Source organism: Streptomyces spinoverrucosus (assembly GCF_015712165.1).
In the GTDB taxonomy this organism is placed as follows: Bacteria; Actinomycetota; Actinomycetes; order Streptomycetales; family Streptomycetaceae; genus Streptomyces; species Streptomyces spinoverrucosus_A.
This window is the reverse complement of the sequence record NZ_JADPZX010000002.1, coordinates 344,075-367,675: the sequence shown is the minus strand read 5'-3', so window position 1 is coordinate 367,675 and position 23,601 is coordinate 344,075. Positions and strand designations below refer to the sequence as shown.

At 72.3% G+C, this 23,601-nt stretch carries 19 protein-coding genes and 1 pseudogene; 9 read left to right on the top strand and 11 right to left on the bottom strand.

What is annotated here, in order from left to right:
* The first annotated feature begins 51 nt into the window (after positions 1-51).
* Positions 52-1,527 carry a serine/threonine-protein kinase gene (locus I2W78_RS36970; RefSeq protein WP_307784027.1) on the top strand — a complete coding sequence of 492 codons (1,476 nt, stop codon included), beginning with the start codon at positions 52-54 and terminating at the stop codon, positions 1,525-1,527.
* Positions 1,528-1,564: 37 nt separating this feature from the next.
* Here I2W78_RS36970 and I2W78_RS36965 read toward each other — a convergent pair whose 3' ends face one another.
* The 4 genes from I2W78_RS36965 to I2W78_RS36950 form a co-directional block, all read right to left on the bottom strand.
* A complete protein-coding gene (locus I2W78_RS36965) occupies positions 1,565-4,474 on the bottom strand; it encodes an ATP-binding protein (protein WP_196465107.1) in 2,910 nt (969 codons plus the stop codon).
* Between the two features lie 168 nt (positions 4,475-4,642).
* The gene (locus tag I2W78_RS36960) at positions 4,643-5,650 is read right to left on the bottom strand and encodes a (-)-alpha-amorphene synthase (protein WP_196465106.1); all 1,008 of its coding nucleotides are present in this window, start codon (positions 5,648-5,650) and stop codon (positions 4,643-4,645) included.
* Positions 5,634-7,115, bottom strand: a complete 1,482-nt coding sequence (locus I2W78_RS36955) for a cytochrome P450 (protein WP_196465105.1) — start codon at positions 7,113-7,115, stop codon at positions 5,634-5,636. Before I2W78_RS36955 ends, I2W78_RS36960 begins: the two co-directional genes overlap by 17 nt.
* A gap of 220 nt (positions 7,116-7,335) precedes the next feature.
* Positions 7,336-7,917 carry a TetR/AcrR family transcriptional regulator gene (locus I2W78_RS36950; RefSeq protein WP_196465104.1) on the bottom strand — a complete coding sequence of 194 codons (582 nt, stop codon included), beginning with the start codon at positions 7,915-7,917 and terminating at the stop codon, positions 7,336-7,338.
* 244 nt (positions 7,918-8,161) lie between these two features.
* Between I2W78_RS36950 and I2W78_RS36945 the strand changes: the two genes are divergently transcribed.
* From I2W78_RS36945 to I2W78_RS36925, 5 genes are all read left to right on the top strand, one after another.
* Positions 8,162-8,716 (top strand): (2Fe-2S)-binding protein, encoded by a 555-nt coding sequence (locus I2W78_RS36945; RefSeq protein ID WP_196465103.1) that lies wholly within the window; start codon positions 8,162-8,164, stop codon positions 8,714-8,716.
* Positions 8,713-9,708, top strand: a complete 996-nt coding sequence (locus I2W78_RS36940) for an FAD binding domain-containing protein (protein ID WP_196465102.1) — start codon at positions 8,713-8,715, stop codon at positions 9,706-9,708. The genes I2W78_RS36945 and I2W78_RS36940 overlap by 4 nt, the downstream gene beginning before the upstream one ends.
* Positions 9,705-11,822, top strand: a complete 2,118-nt coding sequence (locus I2W78_RS36935) for a xanthine dehydrogenase family protein molybdopterin-binding subunit (RefSeq protein WP_196465101.1) — start codon at positions 9,705-9,707, stop codon at positions 11,820-11,822. Before I2W78_RS36940 ends, I2W78_RS36935 begins: the two co-directional genes overlap by 4 nt.
* Positions 11,815-13,005 (top strand): XdhC family protein, encoded by a 1,191-nt coding sequence (locus I2W78_RS36930; protein ID WP_196465100.1) that lies wholly within the window; start codon positions 11,815-11,817, stop codon positions 13,003-13,005. Before I2W78_RS36935 ends, I2W78_RS36930 begins: the two co-directional genes overlap by 8 nt.
* A gap of 156 nt (positions 13,006-13,161) precedes the next feature.
* Positions 13,162-14,319 carry an acyl-CoA dehydrogenase family protein gene (locus I2W78_RS36925; RefSeq protein WP_196465099.1) on the top strand — a complete coding sequence of 386 codons (1,158 nt, stop codon included), beginning with the start codon at positions 13,162-13,164 and terminating at the stop codon, positions 14,317-14,319.
* 37 nt (positions 14,320-14,356) lie between these two features.
* Here the strand turns inward: I2W78_RS36925 and I2W78_RS36920 are convergent, their stop codons facing one another.
* Positions 14,357-14,737 (bottom strand): DUF5997 family protein, encoded by a 381-nt coding sequence (locus tag I2W78_RS36920; protein ID WP_196465098.1) that lies wholly within the window; start codon positions 14,735-14,737, stop codon positions 14,357-14,359.
* A gap of 73 nt (positions 14,738-14,810) precedes the next feature.
* Here I2W78_RS36920 and I2W78_RS36915 point away from each other — a divergent pair, with 73 nt between their 5' ends.
* A complete protein-coding gene (locus tag I2W78_RS36915; protein WP_196465097.1) occupies positions 14,811-15,551 on the top strand; it encodes a LysR family substrate-binding domain-containing protein in 741 nt (246 codons plus the stop codon).
* A 9-nt stretch (positions 15,552-15,560) separates the two neighbouring features.
* On the opposite strand, the pseudogene I2W78_RS36910 reads toward I2W78_RS36915, so the two are convergent.
* The 3 genes and pseudogenes from I2W78_RS36910 to I2W78_RS36900 all read right to left on the bottom strand — a co-directional run.
* Positions 15,561-16,191 (bottom strand): annotated as a pseudogene (locus tag I2W78_RS36910) (beta-L-arabinofuranosidase domain-containing protein); the annotation flags it as partial.
* Between the two features lie 447 nt (positions 16,192-16,638).
* The gene (locus I2W78_RS36905) at positions 16,639-17,325 is read right to left on the bottom strand and encodes an HAD family hydrolase (RefSeq protein WP_196465096.1); all 687 of its coding nucleotides are present in this window, start codon (positions 17,323-17,325) and stop codon (positions 16,639-16,641) included.
* 4 nt (positions 17,326-17,329) lie between these two features.
* Positions 17,330-17,821: an Lrp/AsnC family transcriptional regulator gene (locus tag I2W78_RS36900; RefSeq protein ID WP_196465095.1), complete on the bottom strand. Its 492-nt coding sequence runs from the start codon at positions 17,819-17,821 to the stop codon at positions 17,330-17,332.
* Between the two features lie 255 nt (positions 17,822-18,076).
* Between I2W78_RS36900 and I2W78_RS36895 the strand changes: the two genes are divergently transcribed.
* On the top strand, positions 18,077-19,573 hold the full coding sequence (locus I2W78_RS36895; RefSeq protein ID WP_196465094.1) for an FUSC family protein: 1,497 nt from the start codon (positions 18,077-18,079) through the stop codon (positions 19,571-19,573).
* A gap of 102 nt (positions 19,574-19,675) precedes the next feature.
* The gene (locus I2W78_RS36890; RefSeq protein ID WP_196465093.1) at positions 19,676-20,698 is read left to right on the top strand and encodes a lactonase family protein; all 1,023 of its coding nucleotides are present in this window, start codon (positions 19,676-19,678) and stop codon (positions 20,696-20,698) included.
* Between the two features lie 111 nt (positions 20,699-20,809).
* On the opposite strand, the gene I2W78_RS36885 is transcribed toward I2W78_RS36890, so the two are convergent.
* The 3 genes from I2W78_RS36885 to I2W78_RS36875 form a co-directional block, all read right to left on the bottom strand.
* Entirely contained in the window at positions 20,810-21,733 is a 924-nt protein-coding gene (locus I2W78_RS36885; protein WP_196465092.1) for a sirohydrochlorin chelatase, read from the bottom strand.
* 167 nt (positions 21,734-21,900) lie between these two features.
* Positions 21,901-22,908 (bottom strand): N-acetylglucosamine kinase, encoded by a 1,008-nt coding sequence (locus tag I2W78_RS36880; protein WP_196465091.1) that lies wholly within the window; start codon positions 22,906-22,908, stop codon positions 21,901-21,903.
* Positions 22,905-23,582, bottom strand: coding sequence for a uracil-DNA glycosylase (locus tag I2W78_RS36875; protein WP_196465090.1), 678 nt, complete (start codon positions 23,580-23,582; stop codon positions 22,905-22,907). The genes I2W78_RS36880 and I2W78_RS36875 overlap by 4 nt, the downstream gene beginning before the upstream one ends.
* Positions 23,583-23,601 lie beyond the last annotated feature (19 nt).

Sequence of the window (23,601 nt, the reverse complement as noted above, 5' to 3'; positions counted from 1 at the left end):
AGGGCGACACGCCCCCGCGACCGCCCGGGCTCCTGCCCTAACCTATGGCGGGTGAACACAGCGGGGGACATGATCGACGGACGCTTCGAGCTCATCGAGCGGCTCGGCAGCGGAGGCATGGGCACGGTCTGGCGGGCCCGGGACACCGTGCTGCACCGCGAGGTGGCACTCAAGGCGGTACGGCCGGACGCCGAGGCCTCCGAGGCCGTACGCGAACGAGTCATGCGCGAGGCGAGGGCCCTGGCCAGGCTCAGCAATCCGTACGTGGTGACGGTCCACCAGATCATCGAGGCCGACCCCCATCCGTGGATCGTGATGGAGCTGGTGCCGGGCGTCTCGCTCCAACAGCGGCTGACCGACGGCCCGTTGGAACCGGTGGAGGCGGCGCGCATCGGCCGACAGGTGCTCTCCGGGCTGCGCGCCGCGCATGCCGCCGGCATCCAGCACCGCGACGTCAAGCCCGCCAACGTCCTGCTCCGCCCCGACGGCACCGCCGTCCTCACCGACTTCGGCATCGCCGCCCTCCAGGGCGCGACCGCGCTGACGGTCACCGGTGAACTCGTCGGCTCGCCCGAGTACATGGCCCCCGAACGGGTCCGTGGGCACGGCGACGACCCGGCGGCCGACCTGTGGTCCCTCGGGCTCGTCCTGTACGTCTGTGCGGAAGGCGTCAGCCCCCTGCGCCGCGAGACGACCCTCGCCACACTGGCCGCGGTCCTCGACGACCCGGTTCCCCCGCCCGTCCGCTCCGGCCCACTCGCCCCCGTACTGCAGTCCCTCCTCGTGCGCGACCCGGCGGCACGCCCCGACGCCGAGCAGCTGGACGCGCTGCTGGCGCAGGTGGAGTCCGGCGCCACACCGCGCTGGGCCCAGCCGACGCAGACGGTGACGCCCATGCCGACGGCTCCGCTTCCGGCGCCCACACCGACGCAGCTGGACACGCCGCGTCCGGAGCGCCGGCCGCGTGGCCGCAAGCCGCTCCTGGTCGCCGTCACCGCCCTCCTGGCCGCCGGCGTCGTCACCGCACTCGCCCTCACTCTGCTCACCCCCGACGGCGGGAAGAGGGACGACAAGCAGACCGTGGGAGCGGAGGGCAGCTCCGCGGCGGGCACGTCGTCGACGCCGACGCCCGGCGCGTCGCCCTCGCCGACACCCACCCCGACGGTGTCCGAGTCACCCTCCGCCCCGGCCGGGGGCGGCCGCTGGGTCGCCCAGCTGTACTCCGAACCGTTCTCCGCGGGCACCGCGGCCCGCGACCGGCGCCTCGCCCGGATCCGCGAGTCCGTGCCCGAGGCCGTCTTCGTCCGCAGCGACAAGTACGCCTCGCTCCGCCCGGGCTACTGGGTGATCTACACTCCGGGCCCGTTCGCCAACGGCCGCGCGGCACTGGCCTTCTGCGCCGAGCGCGGACGGACGACACCGAACGCCTGCATGGGCCGCTACCTGAGCACCAAGCCCGCCGACTTCGCCCTCCAGTGCCGCCCACCGGCGACCAGTCCGAAGGGCCGCTGTACGCGGGGTACATAGCGGTACGTGCGTGCCGCGACCGCCGCGACCCGGCCCGTCAGGGCCGAGGTCGCGGAAAGGTCTCCAACGCCCGGGCCAGCCCCGCCGCATCGGTCCCCACCTTGCGATACACCAGGGACAGCAACTGCCGCACGCCCTGCTCGGTGACCCGCAGCTCCTTCGCCACGACCGCCACCGGCTTGCCCAGCGCGGTCATTTCGGCGGCTCGGCGTTCCTGGGCCGTGAGGGTGTCCGTCTGGGCGTAGCGCAGCGGCAGCGGACGCAGACCGGCGGCCGAGAGCTCGTCCCGGGCGCGACCCGCCAGGGCCTCCGCACCGCAGTGCACGGCGCACTCCAGGCCCTGGTAGAGCCGGTCGGCCGCCTCCTGGACGCGGCCGTTGCGGGACAGCGCGGCGCCGTGCCCGACAAGGGCCCGGGCCAGCTCGTACGCCGCCGGTGACCGCTGCAGTTCTGCCACGGCCTCGGCGTACAGCTCCAGGGACGCCGTCCCGCCGGTCACCTCGGCCTCGGTGTGCAGTGCCTGGCCGATCGCGGAGGCCGCGCCGAAGTCGCGGGCCCGCTTGACGGCGTCCCGCGCGAGCCGGACAGCCCGGTCCGGCGCGGACGGCGCGACGGCGTACGCCAGGTTCAGCTGCCACGGGCACCAGGCGGGGTTGCGCCAGGCCCGCGCCTCCAGCCGGTCCCCGACGGCGGTCAGCAGCCGCTCCGCCTCGACGTGCCGGCCCTCGGCGAGCAACAGCTCCGAGTAGACCGTGCGGGGATCCGGGTAGATGACGGCGTTCGGGACGACGGCGCCGTAGCTGTACGAGTCGGCGAGCTCACGGGCCTCGGCGGTGCGGCCGCGGGCGACCAGGGTCTGGATGAGGATGCCGATGGCGAACCATTGGGCGGGGACGGCGCCCTTCACCTTGTCGGCGATGCGCAGACCGTCACGGACCAGTTCCTCCGCTTCGGCGAGGCAGCCGCGCCGGTAGCGGATGTAGCCGGACAGGGTGTTGCCGAGGGCCAGATGGGAGCCGCGCCAGCCCTTGGCGACGCACTCGGCGATGCCCTTGGCGAACAGGTCCTCGGCCCGGTGCGGCTGGTCGCCGTACATGAACACCAGGGCGACCGAAACGGGCACCTCGAAGCCCCGGTTCTCGTCCGTCCAGCTCATCCCTCCGCGCAGGGCCTCCTCGGCCGTGTCGAGGACGGTCTGCCGGGGCTCGCCACGCACCAGGGCGTCCCAGGCACGCAGACCCTGGATGTAGCGCTCCTCCAGACCACGGCCGGGCAGTTGCCGGGCCAGCTTGGCCAGCCTGCGGGAACGGGCCGGCGAGTCGGGCTCGTCGGTGCGGAACATGCTCCAGACGAAATGATCCGCCTGCATACGCAGCTTGATGCGTGCGTTGGGGGCCTGCCGTGCTTCCTGCTCGGCGACGGCGGAGGCCTCCGCCATCTGGTCCGTGTGGGCGAGGGCCTGGGTCAGCCGGTAGACGATGGAGGCATGCAGATCGGGGTCGACCTCGGGTTCCGACAGCGCCTCACGGAGGTGACTGACGGTGGCGGCGGGGTCGATCAGAAAGGTCGAGGAGGCAAGTTCGTTGAGGAGTTCGGCACGCTCCTCCGGGTGGGGCGGTTCCTGAAGTGCTCGGGTCAGGACTCGCCGGGCGGCTTCCGGGGCACCGGCGCGCAGGTATTCGCGGGCGGCCTCGCGCAGGCAGTCAACTGCTTCCGTCTTGCCTTCGGCGGGAACCTCCAGCAGGTGCCGGGCGGCGGCGGTGGGACCGAGCCCCGCCGCACGGACGGCCATCGCGGCGGCGTTGTGCAGGCCGACGCGCAGGTGAGAGGGAATGGCCCGATAGATCGTCGTGGCGATCAGTGGGTGCACGAACTCCAGGCCCTCGTCAGGCCCCGGGGTGTCGGCCAGGATCCGGCGGGCGCGCAATTGCTCGGTGGCTTCGACGGCGTCCTCGCTGCTGACCACCGCGATGGCGGCCGCGAGATGCGGCGAGATGGACGTGCCGAGGACCGCGGCGGCCCAGGCGAAACGGACGGTGGTCGTGCCGAGCCGCCTCAGCTGATCGAGCAGGCCGGGGCCCTTGACCGCGGAGGCGAGGTTGCGCATCGTGGGCAACTCGTCCTGAGTGCCCTTCAACCCGTCTTCTCCGAGCCTGATGGCGAGTTCCACCGTCTCGAACGGGCTACCGCCGGTGACCGTCCAGCACTCCTCGCAGAAGGCGTCCTCGGCTCCCGCCCCCAGTTCATGGCGGACGATCCGTGCCACGGCCGCCGGGCTGAGCGGCGCCAGGGCGTAGGGACGGCTGCCGTGGCCCTCGAAGAGGGAGCGGAACGAGGTTGCCTCGGGCGGCAGTTCGTCGGGCCGGTAGGCGGCGATGATCAGCAGCGGGAGGTCCGCGGTGCGAGGGGCGAAGGAGGCGAGCCAGCCCAGGGACTCGGCATCGGCCCACTGCAGGTCGTCCAGGAGCAGGACGATGGGCCCCTTTTTCACCGTCAGGCGCGTCATGACCCAGTCGAGGCCGTCACGCACGCCGGTCGGATCCGGAATGGGCGCGGTGCCCGCGGCCTCCAGCCCGAGAGCGGTGGCGACGATGTCGTACCAACTCCCCAGCAGGTCACGCCGCGTGGTCTCGTCCATCGCCGCCAGCGTGGGTTGCATGAGCTGGCGCACCACGCGGAACGCCAGCTCATGCTCCGTCTCGCCGCCCTTGCCCGACAGCACGGTGAAGCCCTGGGCGCAGGCCCGGGCCCGGGCCTGCGCCATGAGTGTCGTCTTGCCGAGCCCGCCGGAACCGGTGTAAGCCAGCAAACCGCCCTGCGGCGTCCGGGACACGCCGTCCACCGTGTCATGAAGGCTCGCCAAGGCGACGTCGAGTGCACGGAGTTCGCGGTGACGCTCCAGCAACAGCTGGTGCTCGCTGTTCGGTTGCCGCAGCCCATTCGCCATGTGCCGTACCCGATTTTCTGTCGTCGGCCCTCCGTGGACAGCGCCGAGCGTACGCGCTCATTGACGGGTGGTGGCCAATCCGGGGAATGAGGACGACAGGGATGGGTGAATTCTCCACTCTGGCAGGTTCAACCGGCCTGATCCGGGTACCGTAGACCGGATCGGCGCTCAGGAGACGGCGGCGGTCGTGGCGGTGTCCGCGTAGCGGGGGACGGTGCGGGACCAGTAGTAGCAACCGCGTATCCAGCCCGTCATTCCGTCGACATAGGCGACGCCGGCCGGGCTCAGTTGCGGTTCGATCTCCGCGTAGAGCCTCTCGAATTCCCTGATGGTGTTGTTTATCTGCCGGATCGCCAGCGTGACCGCCTCGGGCAGTGGGCAGTCGTACGCGCGTTGATGAGCGAGGGCCAGATTGATCATTCCGCCCGCCCGCTGCTCCTTCACCGCGGAGTACAGGTCGGGTATCCACACCGCCGCGTCGGCCGAAAGCCGCCCCAGCCGCCGCATGACGGGGTGATAGAGCTCTTCGGGGTCGAGTTCATGGGGAGCCGCGGCTTCGCAGAGCGGGTAGAAGGGCTCGACACCCGCGATCAGCGCACGTATCGAGCTGCACAGTCCGATGCGTAAGGGGATCGCCTCTGTCTGGGCCACCGATTCGTACAGCAGCCCGTGCACGTACTCGCGGCAGTTCCACGCCCATCGCGCGGTCTGGGCCGGTGTGCACCGCTCCTGGACGCGCCGGTAGAGGTCGGCCAGGGCCGCCCCGAGCGCGGTGCTGGGTGGCTGGTCGTCGCGCAGGATGCCGATGCTCTCGCTCAGCATGGGAAGCAGTCGGCTCGGCTGTCGGCGGCCGACCTCCTCCGCGCGGTCGTCGAAGATGAACTGGTAGGCGATCTGATCGGCCACCAGCTGGAGCACGTCGGCGGGCATCGACGGGCTGTTATAGGCCGCGAGTTCGGCGGGCCGGGTGCGGACGATCATCTCCGCCACGGCGTGGTCGTCGGTCAGCCCCCACGTGCGCAACCAGGCGTCAGTGCCTGCGGTGGCCTCAGGTTCGTGCGGATTGATCAAAAATGGGAAGGGCATGTAGAGGGTGGCCTCGATCAGTTCCTTGAGGCTGCCGGTCGGAATTCCGCTGTGAGTCGCGACGGGAATTCCCTTATACGTCGTCGACACCGTTGTCACCTGCCATTCGGTAGTGCCGGCTGTGTTGACGCGGCTCGCAGAGCATTACGAGGGCCCTCGGCCCCAATGTGACTGCCGGACGCGGCTGTCCGTCGTGCCCCGACACCGGCCGCAGACGCCAGTGAGCGGCAACCGTCGCGACTCCCACCATCGCCTCCGCCATGGCGAACCGGTCGCCGATGCATTTGCGGTTCCCCGCGGCGAAAGGCAGCATCGCGCCCTTCCGCACGGCCGTCTCCCGTTCCGGAAGCCAGCGTTCGGGAAGGAAACGCTCGGGCTCGGGGAAGGACGCGGGATCGTGGTGCAGGAGGTATGGGCTGTACAGAATCATCGCCCCCCGCGGCAGCCGATGCCCGCCGAGCTCCGTTTCCCGGGTGGTGATCCGGGTGAACAGCCAGCCGGGCGGACACACGCGCAGCGTCTCGGTGACCACGCACCGGGTGTACTCCAGGCGCGCCAGCTCCTCCTGGCCCGGCGCCTGCCCGTCGCGGAGTACCGCGTCGACCTCGCGGTGCAGTGCGCGCTCCGCCTCCGGGTTCACCGCCAGCAGGCTGAACGCCGAGGCCAGGCACATCGCCGTGGTCTCCACTCCGGTGAGCAGGAGTGTGATGAGCTGGTCGTGGATCTCCCGGTCGCTGACCCTTCGCGGTCCCTCGGCGGCCGCGTCCCCGTCCCGAACGCCGACCCCGGTCTCGTCCCCGTTCCCGGCCCCGTTCCCGGCCCCGCCCCCGTCGTGCGCCGCGAGCAGCGTGCCCAGGAGGTCCTCGCGCGGAGGGGCTTCCCGGCGCTCGGCGATGATCGTGTCGATCAGCGCGTGCAGGCGGCGCAGCGCCTCCTGGTAGCGCCGGTTCGCCGGCGTGGGTATGCGGAAGACGGCGTCGACCGGCACGACCGTACGGGCGAACAGGCCCCGCACGACGGCCGCGAGGCACTCGCGCACGACGGCCGCCCGCTCGGCGTCCAGCGAGCCGGAGAACAGCACCCGGCTGGTGACCCGCGTCGTCAGGGCCATCATCGCGCGCGTGACGTCGACCTTCTCGCCCGCCCGCCACTCACGGCACAGCGCCTCGGCCTCCTCGGCCATCAGCTCGGTGTACGCGGGGATGCGGGACGGGTGGAAACCCGGTTGCAGAAGCGTGCGTTGGCGGCGGTGCTCGGACTGCGGGCAGGTGACGATGCCGTTGCCCATCAGCGCGCCGAGCCGGTCGTACTGCGTGCCGCCCTTGTCGAAGGTGTGCGGGTCCATGAGCATGAGATGGACCAGTTGAGGATCGCAGATCATCCACGCTCGCTGCGGACCCAGGCGTAACTCGACCAGATCCCCTTGTGCGGGGAGGGAATTCAGAAAGTCCAGCGGGCGCCGGAACAAGGCGATAGCATGGCTGACGAACGGGAATATGCCTGGCGCAGTACCCACGGTCGATACTCGCGTCGGTTCGGTCACAGCACCACTCATCGAATACCCCTTGTCTCAGCCGACACATGGAAAGTCGGTGACAGTTCACCGGTCGTGCGCTTGAATCAATGTTCTGCCCAGTTCAACCCGAGCTCGGCCCCCTGAATCCGCTTTTCTCGGGGGCGCACGGGGGCACAAAGAAGCATCGGTGAACGACAGTTGATGGGGCCTACACTGAACGACTATTGACTTCCGCGGAATGTGGTGCCCTCCCCCGGCTTCACCGCCCGGGAGCCCCCACCCGCAGTCCGTCCATCACCAGGTCCAGCAGCCGGGCCGCCCGCGGCTGCCAGTCGCCGTCGGGATCGATGTGCCAGATGCCGGAGATGGCGAGGACGAAGTCGTCCGCGGTCACTCCGGGGCGGATCGTTCCGGCCTTCTCGTTGGCGCGCAGCAGGAGTTCGGCGGCGGAGATCAACGGGGTGTGCCCGGGCTTCTGCGCCCCCGCCGCGCCGGTGGCGGTGGCCTGTCGGATCGCCTCCGCCAGGCCCGCCTTGGCCGTGGCGAACCGCGCGAGGTGGTCCATCCACTCCCGCAGCGCCTCGTCCGGCTTCCGGCACTCCAGTAGCTCGGCCGCGCTGTCGGCGACCTGCTGCATCTCGTGCCGGTAGATCTCCAGGACCAGCGCCTCGCGGTTGGGGAAGTTCCGGTAGAACGTGCCCTGCCCCACGCCTGCCTTCTTGGCGATCGCGCTCAGTGGGGCGTCCGGGCAACGGGTCAGCTCGACCAGAGCGACCTCCAGGATCCGCTCCCGGTTCCGCTGCGCGTCCGAGCGCTGAGGCCCGTCCTTCTTCTCCCGCACTCGGTCCTCCTCGCGGGCCGTGGCCGGAACCCGGTCTTGCTAAGCGGACAGCTGTCCGGTACGTTTCCTGATAGTGGACAGTTGTCCGGTTGGCTCCACGATAGCGGCGGGCGGTCCGATTCCGCCACGTCCAGCGCCGTCACGGCGCCCGTTCCCCGTCTCTGACTCATTTCCTCGTCTCGTCCCTGTTCATCTGCGTGCCTCATTCATCTGCGTGCCTCGGAAACGCGAAAGAAGGCTGATCATGGCCCCATCGACGTCCAGCGCCATCACCTTGAACATCAACGGCGAGAAGTACCCGCTGTCCGTCGACCACCGCACCACCCTGCTCGACGCCCTACGCGAGCGCCTCGATCTCACCGGCACGAAGAAGGGCTGCGACCAGGGACAATGCGGTGCCTGCACCGTGCTGGTCGACGGCCGCCGGGCCGTGTCCTGCCTTCAGCTCGCGGTCGCGGCCGACGGGCGGGAGATCACCACCATCGAGGGCGTGGCCGACGGTGACCGGCTGCATCCGGTGCAGCAGGCGTTCCTCGACCTCGACGGCTTCCAGTGCGGCTACTGCACACCGGGCCAGATCTGCTCGGCCATCGCCGTCATCGAGGAGCACGCGGCGGGCTGGCCGAGCGCCGCCACCGACGACGTAAGGCCCGAGGCGGGACCGCCACCGCTGACACCCGAGGAAATACGGGAGCGGATGAGCGGCAACCTGTGCCGCTGCGGTGCCTACGTGTCGATCGTCCAGGCCGTCGCCCGTGCGGCCGACGAGCAGCGGGAGTCCGAGGAGGCGGCGGCATGAGGGAGTTCGGCTATCAGCGGGCCCTCGACGTCGCCGGCGCGGTCGCGCTGCTCGGCGCCGACCCGGACGCCCGCTTCCTCGGCGGCGGCACCAACCTCGTCGACCTGATGAAGACCGGCGTCGAACGGCCCGCCCGGCTCGTCGACGTCCGCGAACTGCCCCTCGACCGGATCGAGCCGACCGAGGACGGCGGTCTGCGCATCGGCGCCACCGTCACCAACAGCGACCTCGCCGCCCACCCCGAAGTCCGCCGCCGCTACCCGGCGTTGACGCAGGCGGTGCTCGCCGGCGCCTCCGGCCAGCTGCGCAACATGGCCACCGTCGGCGGCAATCTGCTCCAGCGCACCCGCTGCGGCTACTTCGCCGACGTGACCCAGCCGTGCAACAAGCGCGTTCCCGGCAGCGGTTGCCCCGCCATCGAGGGCGAGCACCACAACCACGCGATCCTGGGCGCCTCCGAGCACTGCGTGGCCACCCACCCCTCGGACATGGCGGTCGCGCTCACCGCCCTCGACGCCGTCGTCTCGTACGAGACGGAGGACGGGCCCGGGGAGTCGCCGCTCGCCGAGTTCTACCTGCCGGTGGGCGATACACCGCACCGGGAGACCGCCCTGCCGCCGGGCGCCCTGATCACCGGCGTCACCCTGCCGCCGACGCCCACAGCCGCCAACTCCCGCTACCGCAAGGTGCGTGAGCGTGCCTCGTACGCCTTCGCGATCGGCTCCGTCGCCGCCGCGCTCGACGTCGACGAGGGGGTCGTACGAGACGTCCGGCTGGCGTTCGGCGCGGTCGCGTCCCGGCCGTGGCGGGCACGGACGGCCGAACAGCTGCTGACCGGAGCCCCGGCAGACGCCGACACCTTCGCCGCAGCGGCGGACGCCGAACTGGCCGCCGCGGAGCCACTGCCGCACAACCGATACAAGGTGACCCTCATGCGCAACCTCGTGGTGGCCGTGCTGACCGAACTCGCCGAGGAGGCCGACGCCCGATGACCACCGTCACCCGCCTGACGTCCGCCGTCGGCACCGCCCACACCCGCGTCGAGGGCCGGGAGAAGGTCACCGGTGCCGCCCGCTACGCTGCGGAGATCCCCTTCGCCGAACTCGCCCACGGCTGGCTGGCGTTGTCCTCCGTCGCCCGCGGCCGCATCCGCGCCCTGGAGACCGACCGCGTCCTCGCGATGCCCGGCGTCGTCGCCGTCCTGCACCACGGCAACGCCCCCCGCGTCGACACCGACCACGTCGGCCTGCTGGGCGTCCCGCCGGACCCGTCGGCCGCCCTCTTCCAGAACGACCGGGTGCCGCACGTCGGCTGGCCGGTGGCGCTGGTCGTCGCCGAGACGTCCGAGCAGGCCCGCGAGGCCGCCGAGGCACTGGTCGTGCACTACGACCAGGAGCCGCACGACGTCGCCCTCTCCGCCGACCGCACGGACGCCCACCAGGTGGACGGCCACATGCCCGCGGTGACCGGGAAGGGTGAGCTGGAGGCCGAACTCGCCGCGTCCGCCGTCGTCGTGGACGCCGCGTACACGACCCCCGAGGAGCACCACAACCCGATGGAGCCGCACGCGGCGACGGCCCGCTGGGACGGCGGACGGCTCGACGTCATCGACTCCAACCAGGGCGCCACCTGGATCCAGGACGGCCTGGCGAAGCTCTTCTCCCTCGAGCCGGGCGCGGTGCGGGTGCGCTCCGAGCACGTCGGCGGCGGCTTCGGCAGCAAGGGCATACGCGCCCACCAGGTGGCCGCAGTGATGGCCGCGACCGTCCTCCAGCGTCCGGTCCGGGTCGTCCTGACCCGCCGCCAGATGTTCACGCTGACCGGCCACCGCAGCCCCACCGCCCAGCGCGTCCGGCTCGGCGCGGACCCCGACGGACGGCTCCGCGCCCTGGAACACCGCTCCCTGAACCACACGTCGACGGTGCTCGACTTCGTCGAGCCCAGCGCCGGTGTGGCCCGGGTGATGTACGACGCCGACGCCCACCACACCGCCAACCACGTCGTACGGCTCGACGTGCCGACCCCGACCTGGATGCGCGCGCCGGGTGAGGCACCGGGGGCGTTCGCGCTGGAGTCGGCGCTCGACGAACTCGCCGTGAAGTGCGGCATCGACCCGATCACCCTGCGCGCCCGCAACGAGCCCACGGCCGGCCCCGTCTCCGGGCTGCCGTTCAGCAGCCGCAACCTGCTCGCCTGCTTCGAGGAGGGCGCCCGCCGCTTCGGCTGGGCGGACCGGGACCCGCGCCCCGGCGTGCGCCGCGACGGCCGCTGGCTGCTCGGCACCGGCACGGCGGCGTCCTCCTTCTTCGCCGGAGCCGGGCCCTCGACGGCGGCGGTGACGGCGGAGGCGGACGGCACCTTCACGGTGCGCACCGCCGCCGCGGACATCGGCACCGGAGCCCGTACCGCACTCACCCTGGTCGCCGCCGACGCGCTCCAGGTGCCGCCGGACCGCGTCCGGATGCGCATCGGGGACAGCGACTTCGGGCCTGCGATGATCGCCGGGGGATCCATGGGCACCCGCTCCTGGGCCTGGTCGATCACCGCGGCGGCCGGTGAACTGCGCGAACGGCTGGCGCTGGGCGCGGACATCCCGCCGGAGGGCATCACCGTACGGTCCGACACCACCGAGGCCATCGCCGCGCTCGCCCAGAAGGAACGGCACTCCTTCGGGGCGCAGTTCGCCGAGGTCGCCGTGGACGTCACCACCGGCGAGGTACGCGTCCGGCGCATGCTCGGCATCTTCGCCGCCGGCCGGATCGTCAACCCGCTGACCGCGCGCAACCAACTCGTCGGCGGCATGATCTGGGGCATCTCCATGGCCCTGCACGAGGAAGCCCTCCGCGACCGCGCCTCCGGCGCCAACATCGGCGCCGACCTCGCCGGCTACCACGTCGCCGCGCACGCCGACATCCCGCACATCGAGGCGGACTGGGTGGACGACCCTGACCCCGACGACCCCGTCGGCATCAAGGGAATCGGCGAGATCGGCATCGTCGGCGCGGCCGCAGCCATCGCCAACGCCGTCTGGCACGCGACCGGCGTACGCCACCGCGACCTGCCCATCCGGCCCGACCGCGTCCTACAGGCGGCCACCGATGCTTGACATCGCCGACGAACTGCACCGCTGGGCCGAGGAGGGCCGCGACTTCGCCGTCGCCACGGTCATCGCCGTCTCCGGCAGCGCACCCCGCGCCCCCGGCGCCGCCCTCGCCGTCGACACCGAGGGCACGGCCATCGGCTCGGTCTCCGGTGGCTGCGTCGAGGGGGCGGTGTACGACCTGTGCGTCCAGTCCCTCCAGAACGGCGAAACAATCCGCCAACGCTTCGGCTACAGCGACGAGGACGCCTTCGCGGTGGGCCTGACCTGCGGCGGCGAGATCGAGGTCCTGATCACACCGGTCACCCAGGACAGAGAGGTCATCACAAGCGCCCTGAGGGCCGCGGCGCGCGGAGAGCCCATGGCTCTGGCCCAAGTGGCAGCGGGCCCCACGGAACTGATAGGCAAACAGCTGCTCGTACATCCAGACGGAACGTACGAGACGAATGTGACTGACCTGGATGAAGCACCCCTCAAGGGGCGCGGGGCTGTCACATGTGCGGCTCCGCCGCGTGGACGCGACCATCCACAAACAACCCGCACCCGCCGGACGACATCACCACTGGAACGCATCGCGACCGAAACCCACGCCCTGCTGGAAGCAGGCCGCACCGGCACGACAGAACTCTGCGACCTCACCCTCTTCGTACAGTCCCGAACACCCCCACCCCGCCTGATCATCTTCGGCGCCATCGACTTCGCCGCAGCCCTCACCCGCACCGCCAAACTCCTCGGCTACCACGTCACCCTCTGCGACGCCCGCCCCGTCTTCGCCACCCGCGCCCGATTCCCCGAGGCCGACGACATCGTCGTCGACTGGCCACACCGCTACCTCAGGCGAACCCGGACCGACGCGCGCACGGTCCTGTGCGTCCTCACGCACGACGCCAAGTTCGACGTACCCCTCCTGACCGAAGCCCTGCGGCTGCCGGTGGCGTACGTCGGCGCGATGGGCTCCCGCCGTACCCACGAGGACCGTGAACGGCGGCTGCGGGAAGCCGGCCTGGGGGAGCGGGAGTTGGCCCGCCTGCGCTCACCGATCGGCCTGGATCTCGGCGCCCGTACGCCCGAGGAGACGGCCGTGTCCATCGCCGCCGAGATCATCGCGGCCCGGCGCGGCGGCACGGGCGTACCGCTGACCGACTCGGGGACGCCGATCCACCGGGAGGAGGCCATGACGGCGGCGTGACGGCCGCTTCTCGGAGTGGCAAGTGGCCCCAGCCGCACGCGGATCGACGGGTTCCGGCCGTCTTCCCCGATTTTCCTATCGAGTTACTAGGAAATCTTGACCTGCGTCGACGGCCCGCGTGAGGATGGCGTTCACGCAGGAAGGAAGGCCGCCGTCATGACCGACCCGGAAGCCGCGCACGCGCACTGGCTGCACACAGCCCGGGAGTTGGCGGACGACCTGGCCACCGACGCGGTCGAGCGCGAACAGGCCGGGAAGACGCCGCACGACGAGGTCGAACGGCTGCGCGAGGCGGGGTTGCTGACCCTCCTCGCTGGCACCGAACACGGCGGAGGCGGCTCGGACTGGCGTACCGCCTACGCGGTGGTCCGTACGATCGCGGCGGCCGACGGTGCGATCGGCCGGCTGCTCGGCAGCCACTACTTCCTGTCCGCCGGCGCCCGCTTCTTCGCCCCTCCCGCCGTCGCCGCCCGCGTCGAGCGGGAGTCGGCGGCGGGCCGGTGGTGCTGGGGCGGCGGCATCGCCTCCCGCGAGGCGCCGCTGACCCTGACCCCCGCCGGGGACGGCTACCTCCTGGACGGTCACCACAGTGGCGTCACCGGAGCCGCAGTCGCCGACCGGCTGCTGGTGCGCGCGGCGCGGTCCGGCACCGGTGAGCCGCTGGCCGTCCTGGCCGATCCGGCCCACCCGGGCGTGGGGTACCGCACCGACGGAGAGACGTTCGGGCAGCGGCTGGCGGCCGTCGGCGGGGTGGACTTCGACGCCGTGCCGGTCGCGGCGGGTGATGTGTTCGGGTCGCTCTCCGCGGACGAGGGCGTGTTGTCGCCGTTCGCCGGGCTGGCCGCGCCGGTCGCGCGGCTGGTCTCCGCGCACTTCTGTCTCGGGGTCGCCGAGGGACTGCTGGCCGAGGCGCGCGAGTACAACCGGCCGGGTGGCCCGACGCAGGACCCGTACCTGGTCAGCTGCTACGGGGAACTCGCCGTGCTCGCCCGGTCCGCCTCCGCCCTCGCCGGGCAGGCGGTCGACGCGCTGACGCGCGGACTGTCACGGGGCGAGGACCTGGACGACGACGAGTGCGCGGAGATCACCGTCCTGGCGAGCGTCGCCGAGGCGGCCGCCACCCGGGCCGCGCAGGAGATCACCACGCGTGCCCTGGACGTGATCGGCACGCGGGCCGCCGCCCAGCGCCACGGGCTCGACCGCTTCTGGCGCGACACCCGCACCCACACCCTGCGCGAACCCGTCGCCCACCGGCTCCGCGAGGTCGGCGACTACTTCCTCAACGGCGCGCACCCGGCGTTCGCCCTGCCCTGAGCAGGCCGTTTCCGCCGGGGGAACGCACTCGGAAACCTCAGGGACGCTCGGCCTTCTGCTGCTTCAGCCGGGCCGCTTCCTTGCGCACCTCGACCTGCGTGGCCCGCTCCTTCTCCAGCCACTCGGGACACTCCTGCTTCAGCGTCTCGATCTGCTCGGTGGTGAGCGGCTCGGTCACCCCGCCACGCGCGAGACCCGCGATGGAGACGCCCAGCTTCGCCGCCACCACCGGCCGCGGGTGCGGACCGTTGCGTCGCAGCTCCCGCAGCCACTGGGGCGGATTGGCCTGGAACTCGTTGAGCTCGGCGCGCGAGACGACGCCCTCCTGGAACTCGGCGGGCGTGGCGGGGAGGTACACACCCAGCTTCTTCGCCGCGGTCGCGGGCTTCATCGTCTGGGTGGTCTGGTGCGACTTCATGCCGTCCAGACTATCCGCCGGATGCGATACGTCCGAATGAGGGACATCCGACCACAGCCGGTAACCTGGCGGGGTGACAGGCTCGGAAGCACCCCCCACGTTCCGGCTCGCGTACGTCCCTGGGGCGACACCCGGCAAGTGGGTGCGGATCTGGAACGAACGCCTGCCCGACGTCTCCCTCACCCTCGTCTCCGTGACGGCCGCCGAGGCATCCGATGTGTTGCGCGCCGGCGACGCGGACGCGGGGATCGTACGGCTGCCCGTGGACCGTACGGTCTTCAGCGCGATCCCCCTCTACACCGAGGCGACAGTCGTCGTGGTCCCCAAGGACCACCTGCTCACGGCGGCGGACGAGGTGACGGTCGAGGACCTCGCCGAGGAGGTCGTCCTGCATCCCCTCGACGACGTCCTCGGCTGGGAGCAGCTGCCCGGTGAGCCGGCCTTCGAACGCCCCGCCACCACCGCCGACGCCGTCGAACTCGTTGCCGCGGGCATCGGTGTCCTCGCCGTCCCCCAGTCCCTGGCCCGGCTGCACCACCGCAGGGACCTCACCTACCGGCCGCTCGTGGACGCGCCCCAGTCGAGCGTGGCCCTGTCCTGGCCGGAGGACGCGCACACCGACCTGGTCGAGGACTTCATCGGCATCGTGCGCGGCCGGACAGTGAACAGCACCCGTGGCCGCACCCCGGCGCAGGCCGCCCAGCCGAAGGAGAAGCGCCGAGCGGAGCCCGCCGCCCGCCGCAAGCCGACGGCGAGGCAGCAGCCGCGGACCCCGAAGGGCGCCCGCCGCGGCAAGCCCCGCCGCCGTTCGTAGTCCCCCGGGTCACCGGACGTACGACGCCTGCCGCGCCGTACGCACCACCGTGTCACCGTCGGCCCGTGCGAGCAGCCCCGCCGCCACCCACGCGTTTCACCGTCGACCGCACCCGCGCCACCAGCGCGCCCTCGCCGTCGAACGGCGCTCCGGCCCACACCTCGTCGAACAGTGTGGTGCCGTCGGCCTTGGCGGGGTTGGCGACCCCGGAGTCCCGGTCGCCGAAGACCACTCGGGGCTCGACGCGCCGGAAGTAGGCGTGCGTCGGATCCTCGGTGCCCTCGAAGAACGGGGCGAACTCCGTGCCGTCGAGGGTGTGGTGGAGGGGCTTGCCCGGCACCGGCCGTTGACGGTCGCCCGGAAACCGGCCGTCGCCCACGACGGCACCCGCAGCCGCAGATCGAAGGCGGTGCGCCGGCCCCGGACGGTGAGTGTGGTGTGGTCCCCTGCTCGCGGGGGAAGCCGGTGGTCTGCGTGACGGTGACGCCCTTCTCGGCCCAGCTCAGGGTCGACGGGCTGTAGAGGTTGACGTACAGGGCGCTGCCGTCGGCCTGCTGGAAGTACACCGAGTCCTGGTACTTGGTGTCGCTCTCCATGCCCGTGCCTCGCAGCACGTGGTGCCCTGCTTGGGCGTGTAGTCGCTCGCCGTCCAGCCCCTCCCAGCCGCCGGGGCGACCGCGCCGCCCGTGGAGAGTCCCGCGTTGGCGCGGAACACCTGCACCAGGCGGTTCACGTCGTAGCCCCGGGCGTGATCGAGCAGCAACTGCCGTTTGGCGGCGAAGATCCCGTTGCCGAGCGTGACGTCCTTGAGGTGGAAGGGGCGCAGGGTCCAGGACGCGGGCGGCGGCGGCGTCGCCGCCGCGGTGCGCCCGGACACCGCCGTGGCGAGTCCGGGTACGGCCGCTGCGGCGATCGCCGTCCGCAGGAGGGTCCTACGGGAGGGGGCGGTGCCATGTGCTCCTCCACGGTGTTCGGTATTGAGAACAATGTCCGTATGGTCGGCCAGGCCGTAGGGGTGCGGCGGGAGGGCGTCAATGGTTCTGACGCGTACGACGGTGATGTGGCGTACGGGCGTGTGCTGTTGGGGTCAGCCCGTGCGCATGAGCCAGTCGTACGCCGTCCGTGCCGTGAACTCCCTCTGCCCGCCCCGCACCAGCAGGTCGGCAGTCGCGAACTCGGGGCCGTCCGCCTGGTCGGGGACGTAGGGGAGGGCGATGCAGCGCATGCCGGCCGCGTGGGCGGCGGCCGCGCCCGGGGCCGCGTCCTCGACGACCACGCAGTCGGCCGGGTCCGCGCCCAGGCGGCGGGCGGCCTCCAGGAAGACGTCGGGGGCGGGCTTGCCGTGGGCGACCTCGTCGGCCGAGACCAGGGTGCGCAGATGGGCGTCGAGGCCGGTACCGGCCAGGACCGCCGCGATGGCCTCCGGCGAGGAACCCGAGGCGACGGCCATTGGAACGCCCTCGCTGGCCAGCAGTTCCACGAACGTCCGCATCTCCGGGTACGCGCGCGTGGAGGCGCGGGCGAGTTCCAGATAGCGGCGGTTCTTGGCCTCGAGGAGCTCGGCCACCGGGGCGCACAGGTCGTAGCGCCGCTGCCAGTCGATGATCGTGTCCAGGGTGCTGATGCCGACGTACCGCTCGTGCTGGTCCCAGGTGTACTCCGGCACGCCGTGCTCGGCGAGGGTCAGCCGACCGGCTTCGTAGTAGTTCGGCTCGCTGTCCACGAGCGTTCCGTCGAGATCGAAGATGACCGAGAGGCCGGCGAGACTGCTCATGGGATCAGGATGTCAGGGCCTGCTTCCGCGCCGTCCGCCCGATCGACTCCACCAGCGGCAGCAGCCGGTGCGGGACGCGTTCGCGCAGCGCCACCTCGGTGCGGGTGCGGACCACGCCGGGCAGGCTGATCAGCTTCTGGATCACGTCCTCGAGGTGCTCGTTGTCGCGCGCCACGACCCGGGTGAGCAGATCGCCGCCGCCCGTGATCGAGAACGCCTCGACGATCTCCGGCACGGCGGCCAGTGCGTCGCCCACCTCGTCCAGGTGGCCCTGCGTGACCTCGATGTGCACGAACGCCAGCACCGGATGGCCGAGCGCGGCGGCGGAGAGCGCCGGACCCGTGCCGGTGATCACACCGTCCCGCTCCAGCCGGTCCAGGCGGGCCTGGAGCGTGCCGCGGGCGATGCCGAGGATGCGGGCGTACTCGCGCACGCTCGTCCGTGGCTGCTCCAGCAGCAGGCGCAGGATGCGGGTGTCCAGCTCGTCCACGGCCATGGTGCCCGCCTCCTCGTTGCTTGATCATCTCCGACTGTACCAATGGCTCAATGAAGCGCTCAGGGAATGGGCCGTCCGACGTGGTCCGATGGCCCGGTGGCGGGTCGCTCATGGCAACCCGCGCTGTGCCAATGGTCCAGTGAATCCGAGGGCACTTGAGCCAGTGGTGGAACAGATGCTGTCATGGGGGCGTCGATGGCGCTGCGGATCCCGCGGCGCCTTTTTCATGCCGGTCGTAGCAGGGGGCGGGAAGCAGTGCTGAAGAGGGTGTTCGTGGCGCCGGACCCGGGGCGGGCGCGGCTGCGCTTCGCCGCGCGGGCCGTGCTCGGCATCGGGTTCGCGGTCGTCGTGTGCGGGCTCGCCGGTCACTCCCTCGTCGGCGCCGTCACCGGGGGACTGGCCGCGCTGCTCGCCCTGTTCACGGTCACGGACGCCACCGTGCGGGGGCAGGCGGTCACGACCGCGCTGCTGCCCGTCGTCGGGTTGCCGGTCCTGGCCGCCGCGGCCGGGCTGCACGACCATCCCGTCGCCCGTGACCTCACCTTCCTCGCCGTGGTCGGCATGGGCGTCTACGCCCGCCGCTGGGGGCCGCGCGGGCACAGCCTCGGCGTGTTCGCGTTCATGACCTTCTTCATCGCGCAGTTCCTCCAGGCCACCCCTGGGCAGCTGCCCGAGCTGTCGGCCGCCGTCGTGCTCTCCGTGCTCTGCGCGGCCGCGGTGCGCTTCGGGCTGTGGTGCTACGAGCGGCGCACGCCTCCCGCCCCGGCGGTCACCCCGCCGGACGGCATCGGTCTCGCCCGGATCACCACCCGGCAGGCGATCCAGGCGACCGCCGGTGCGGGCTTCGCGCTCGTGGTGGGCCAGCTGGTATCCGCGGAACGCTGGTACTGGGCCGTCGGCGCCACCTGGTGGATCTTCGTCAACACCACCTCGCGCGGCGAGACCCTCGTCCGTGGCTTCCGACGCGTCCTCGGCACGGTGCTCGGCATCGCCCTCGGACTGCTGGTCGCCGTCCCGCTGGACGGCGCCGTCGTCCCGTCGGCCGTGCTCGTCGCCGCGTGTGTGTTCGGCATCTTCTACACGGCCGCCGTGTCGTACACCTGGATGATGCTCTGCGTCACCCTGCTCGCCGAGCTGCTCTACGGCCTGCTGGACCTGCTCCAGCCCGCCCTGCTCGCCCTGCGCCTGGCCGAGACCGGGGTCGGGGCGCTGGGTGCCGTGCTCGCCGTGCTGTTCGTGCTGCCGGTCACCACCCACACCGTCAACAACGCCTGGATCCGGCACGCCCTGCGTTGCGTCCACGCCTGCACCGCCGAGGCCGCGGCCCGCCTCGCCGGTGACAACGCCGCCGACCCCGCCCCGCGCGTGGCCGAACTGGAGCAGCTCCTCGGCCGGGTACGGCTCTCGCTCGCCCCGCTCGTCCACCCGCTGAACCCGATGCCGGCCCGCAAGCGGCGTGCCCGACGGGTGATCGCCCTGCTCGACGACTGCGCCCGCGAGATCCGGGGTCTCGTCGCCGTCGCCGCCGATCCGGAGGCCTCCCACGACGTCCGCCTGACCGCCGCCTGCTGGCGCGTGCAGGCCGCTGTGGAGGCGCTCACGGACGGTACGGCGGAGCGGGCCGTCTCCTTCGCACCCGAGCCGCTCGCGGCCGAACCGGCTCTCGCCCACCTCCACGGCCTGGAACGCGCCCTCGCGGAACTCGCCACGCCGCTGCGCACACCGTTCGGATCGCCGCTGGTCGGGGCCTGAGGTCGACACGGACTCGACCGACGGAGCCCCGCCTTGGTCTAGACCGCGCGTGATCAACTGCTAGCGTCGGCCGCGACACCCGACAACCGAGAGGGGACAGCGGTGGCGGACGGCGGGCGGGCGTTCATCGGGTCGTTCACGGCGGCCGGCGGCCCCGGAGTGGTGACGGCGGCCGTGGACGCGGCGAGCGGCGCCCTGACGGTGCTGGGCAGCCTCAACGGCGTACCCGACCCCTCCTACCTGGCCCTCTCGCCCGGCGGGCAGACCCTCTACGCGGTCAGCGAGACGGCCGAGGGTGCGGTCGCCGCGTACCGCGTCACCGGCGCCGTACCCGAACCGGCGGGCCGGCCCGTCCTCGTCGACGGCAACGGGCCGACCCACCTCAGCGTCTTCGCCGGACACGTCCTGACCGCCAACTACGGCTCCGGCAGCGTCTCCGCCGTGCCGCTGCGCCCCGACGGCACCCTCGCCGCCGCCCCGTCCGGCGTGTTCCGGCACACCGGCTCCGGCCCGCACACGCCCCGCCAGCAGGGCCCGCACGCACACCAGGTGCAGCCCGACCCGAGCGGGCGCTGGGTCGTCAGCGTCGACCTGGGCACGGACTCCGTACGCGTGTGCACGCTGAAGGAGGGCGGCCTCGTCCTGCACCGCGAGACCGCCCTGCGTCCTGGCTCCGGCCCCCGCCACCTGGCCTTCCACCCCAGCGGCGGCCACGCCTACGTAGTGAACGAACTCACCCCGACCGTCACTGTCTGCCGCTGGGACGCCTCCGACGGCTCGCTGAAGCCGCTCACCGAGACGCCGGTACTGCCCGGCAGCCCGGCCGGGGACGCCTACCCCTCGGGCATCGTCGCCTCGCCCGACGGCCGCTTCGTGTGGACCGCGACCCGCGGGGCGGACGTGCTGTCGGTGTTCGCCGTCGAGGGGGAGGAGCTGCGGCTGACCGGGACGGTGCCGTGCGCGGGCCACTGGCCGCGGGCGATCGCGGAGTCGGGCGGGTTCCTGTACGTGGCGAACGAGCGCTCCGGTGACGTCACGTGGTTCGCGATCGACCGGGACAGCGGGATGCCGCGACGGGTCGGCTCGGTCAAGGTGGCCGCGGCGTCCTGCGTGGTGTTCGACTGACCGGGCGCCGTGGGCGGCCGACTGGCACCGCCGAAGACTCGCCGTCGCCGCCAAGGCCGAGGGCCCGCTCCGGGATGCGGAGCGGGCCCTCGGTCGTATGACTGTTCGGTGTCAGCGCACCGGCGTACCCTGCGGCTGCTGCGGGGCGATGCCCAGCGCCGTCGTGTACTTGGCCAGCGCGAGCTTGCCGATCGCCGGGTACGGGCCGAGCGCCTCGGCGGCGGGGCAGCCCGCCTCCTTCGCGGCCTCCTCGATCAGGCCCGGGTCGATCTCGGGGCCGATCAGGTACGGGGCGAGCGCCAGCTGCTGCGAGCCCGAGGAACGCAGCTGCTCGGCGACGGAGGCGATCGAGCCCTCCTGATCGAGGGCCGCCGCCATCACCGGCACGGCGAGCCGCGCGGCGAGCAGCATGCCGGTGATCCCGGCCGCCTGCACGGCCTCCTCGCCGCCCACCGAGGCCAGGATGATGCCGTCCGCGGCCGTGGCCACGGTGAACAGGCGAGCGCGGTCGGCGCGGGCCAGACCCGCCTCCGACAGCCGCACGTGCAGGGCCTCGGCGAGCAGCGGGTGCGGGCCGAGTACGTCGGTCAGTTCGGCGGCGACCCGGCTGTCCATCACGGCCTGGCGGACCTGGCGCAGCAGCGCGCTGTCCGGACCGGCCAGCAGCGGCACCACGACGGCGACGGGGCCGTCGGGCTCCCTGACGTCCATTCCGGCGGCCCGCGCCTGCTCGTAGCGGGCGGTGCGCTCGTCGGCGGCGCGCGCGAGCACGGCCTGAAGGGTGGGGAACTCCGAGCCGTCCCCGTCCACATAGCCGATCCGGGCGTCGAGGCCGGGGAGCTCGGAGCGGGCGATGCTCACGACCTCCTCGGCGAGACTGCGCGTGGCGGCGCTGGGCGTGCCGGGAACCGCGAGGACGAGCGCGGGCGCGCCCTCGGGAGCCGCCAGCGGCTCGGGTCGGCGGTGCCGCCCGGGCTGGCGGGGGCGCGGCATTCGTACTGGCAGGCCGGACGCGGGCCCAGTGGGGGAGCTCATGGCGCCGCATGTTACTGGCTTACTGGGTTCCCCTGTTCGGGGAGGGGGCAGGTGAGCGGTATCCGTCCAGTTTTGTCTGATGAGTTACGTACGGATCGGAAGTGATCAGCGGGTTTCCGTGCGGTGAGCGGTGGCTTGCGCGGAACGAACGGGGGCAAGTCGGAGAATCAGTCGCCCTGTCCGGTCACCACGTACAGCATCTTCTCGTCACGCGGCAGGGTGAGCGCCCCGGTCGCCAACTCGGTCGCGATCCGCACCGCGCCGTGCAGCGGATCGCCCTCGGCCGGGACCCGTCGTGCGTGCGGCATGCGCGCGGCCAGCTCCTCGTCCAGTGGTACGAGGAGAGAGGCGCCCATCTTGAACAGGCCACCGGTGAGGGCGATTCGGGGCTCGCCTTCGGTGGGGCAGACGGCGGCAGCGGAGTCGGCCATGTGCCGGGCGGCCGCCCGCAGGACGGCCACGGCGACCGGGTCGCCCTCATCGGCGCAGGCTGCCACCCGTGGTGCGAAGGACGCGAGGACGGCGGGCCGGTCCGGGCGTGGGTAGAGTGTGCCGGGCAGCCCCCGCACCGGGCCGAACAACTCTTCGGCGCACTCCAGCAGTCGCGCCGAACCGCCCTCCCGTCCGTCGTGCGCGCGCAGCGCGGCCTCCAGCCCGGCCCGCCCGATCCAGGCGCCGCTCCCGCAGTCGCCGAGCAGGTGCCCCCAGCCGTCCGCCCGTCGCCAGTGCGCGAGATCGGTCCCGACGGCGATCAGCCCCGTACCGGCGGCGACGACCGCACCGGGCCGCGAACCCAGCGCGCCCGCGTACGCGGTGACCGCGTCGGCGGCGAGGGCCACCGTCCCGATCCCGCACTCCCGGCGCAGCGCACCAGGAAGTTCGGACCGCAGGTCATCACCGAGCGTGCTGAAACCGGCGGCCCCGACAGCGGCCGTACCGAGCGCCGGGACACCCGCCTCGGCGGTCAAGTCCCGTACCAGCGGCACCAGTTGCTCCATCAGATGCCCGGCATCGATCCCCCGGGCACCCGTCCGCACCGGCACCGCGGACTCCCGCACCGCAAGCGGCCCCCGCTCCACGTCCCCGACGACGACCCGCAGCCCGGAACCACCGGAGTCAACGGCGAGGAAACCTCCGGCGCTCGCGGGCGCGGGGCCGCCTCCGGCTCCCCTCACGGCAGACGCCAGTCCACCGGCTGACCCCCCTGGCGCATGAGCAGGTCGTTGGCGCGACTGAACGGGCGCGAGCCGAAGAAGCCCCGGTCGGCCGACATGGGGGAGGGGTGGGCGGACTCCACCGACGGGAGGTCGCCGAGCAGCGGGCGGAGGTTGCGGGCGTCGCGGCCCCACAGGATGGACACCAGCGGTTTGCCGCGCGCGGCCAGTGCGCGAATGGCCTGCTCGGTGACCTCCTCCCAGCCCTTGCCCCGGTGCGCGCCCGGGCGTCTCGGGGCCGTGGTCAGCGCCCTGTTGAGCAGCAGCACGCCCTGCCGGGTCCACGGCGTGAGGTCGCCGTTGGACGGCTGGGGCAGCCCGAGGTCGGTGTTGAGCTCCCGGTAGATGTTGATCAGGCTGCCGGGCAGCGGGCGCACATCCGGTGCGACGGAGAAGGACAGCCCCACCGCGTGGCCCGGAGTCGGATACGGGTCCTGCCCGACGATCAGGACACGCACCTCGTCGAAGGGCTGCTGGAAGGCCCGCAGGACATTCGGCCCGGCCGGGAGATAGGTGCGTCCCGCGGCGATCTCCGCGCGCAGGAAGTCACCCATCTCCGCGATCCGCCCGGCCACGGGTTCCAGGGCCTGCGCCCAGCCCGCTTCGACGATTTCATTCAAGGGTCGTGGTGCCACGGCGTCACCCTACTGCCGT

Excerpts from the sequence above, each read along its gene's own strand:
- I2W78_RS36885 (WP_196465092.1), bottom strand. The coding sequence starts at position 21,733 with ATGAGCTCCCCCACTGGGCCCGCGTCCGGCCTGCCAGTACGAATGCCG.
- I2W78_RS36955 (WP_196465105.1), bottom strand. The coding sequence starts at position 7,115 with ATGAGTGGTGCTGTGACCGAACCGACGCGAGTATCGACCGTGGGTACT.
- I2W78_RS36940 (WP_196465102.1), top strand. The coding sequence starts at position 8,713 with ATGAGGGAGTTCGGCTATCAGCGGGCCCTCGACGTCGCCGGCGCGGTC.
- I2W78_RS36905 (WP_196465096.1), bottom strand. The coding sequence starts at position 17,325 with ATGAGCAGTCTCGCCGGCCTCTCGGTCATCTTCGATCTCGACGGAACG.
- I2W78_RS36965 (WP_196465107.1), bottom strand. The coding sequence starts at position 4,474 with ATGGCGAATGGGCTGCGGCAACCGAACAGCGAGCACCAGCTGTTGCTG.
- I2W78_RS36925 (WP_196465099.1), top strand. The coding sequence starts at position 13,162 with ATGACCGACCCGGAAGCCGCGCACGCGCACTGGCTGCACACAGCCCGG.
- I2W78_RS36945 (WP_196465103.1), top strand. The coding sequence starts at position 8,162 with ATGGCCCCATCGACGTCCAGCGCCATCACCTTGAACATCAACGGCGAG.
- I2W78_RS36900 (WP_196465095.1), bottom strand. The coding sequence starts at position 17,821 with ATGGCCGTGGACGAGCTGGACACCCGCATCCTGCGCCTGCTGCTGGAG.
- I2W78_RS36935 (WP_196465101.1), top strand. The coding sequence starts at position 9,705 with ATGACCACCGTCACCCGCCTGACGTCCGCCGTCGGCACCGCCCACACC.
- I2W78_RS36930 (WP_196465100.1), top strand. The coding sequence starts at position 11,815 with ATGCTTGACATCGCCGACGAACTGCACCGCTGGGCCGAGGAGGGCCGC.
- I2W78_RS36920 (WP_196465098.1), bottom strand. The coding sequence starts at position 14,737 with ATGAAGTCGCACCAGACCACCCAGACGATGAAGCCCGCGACCGCGGCG.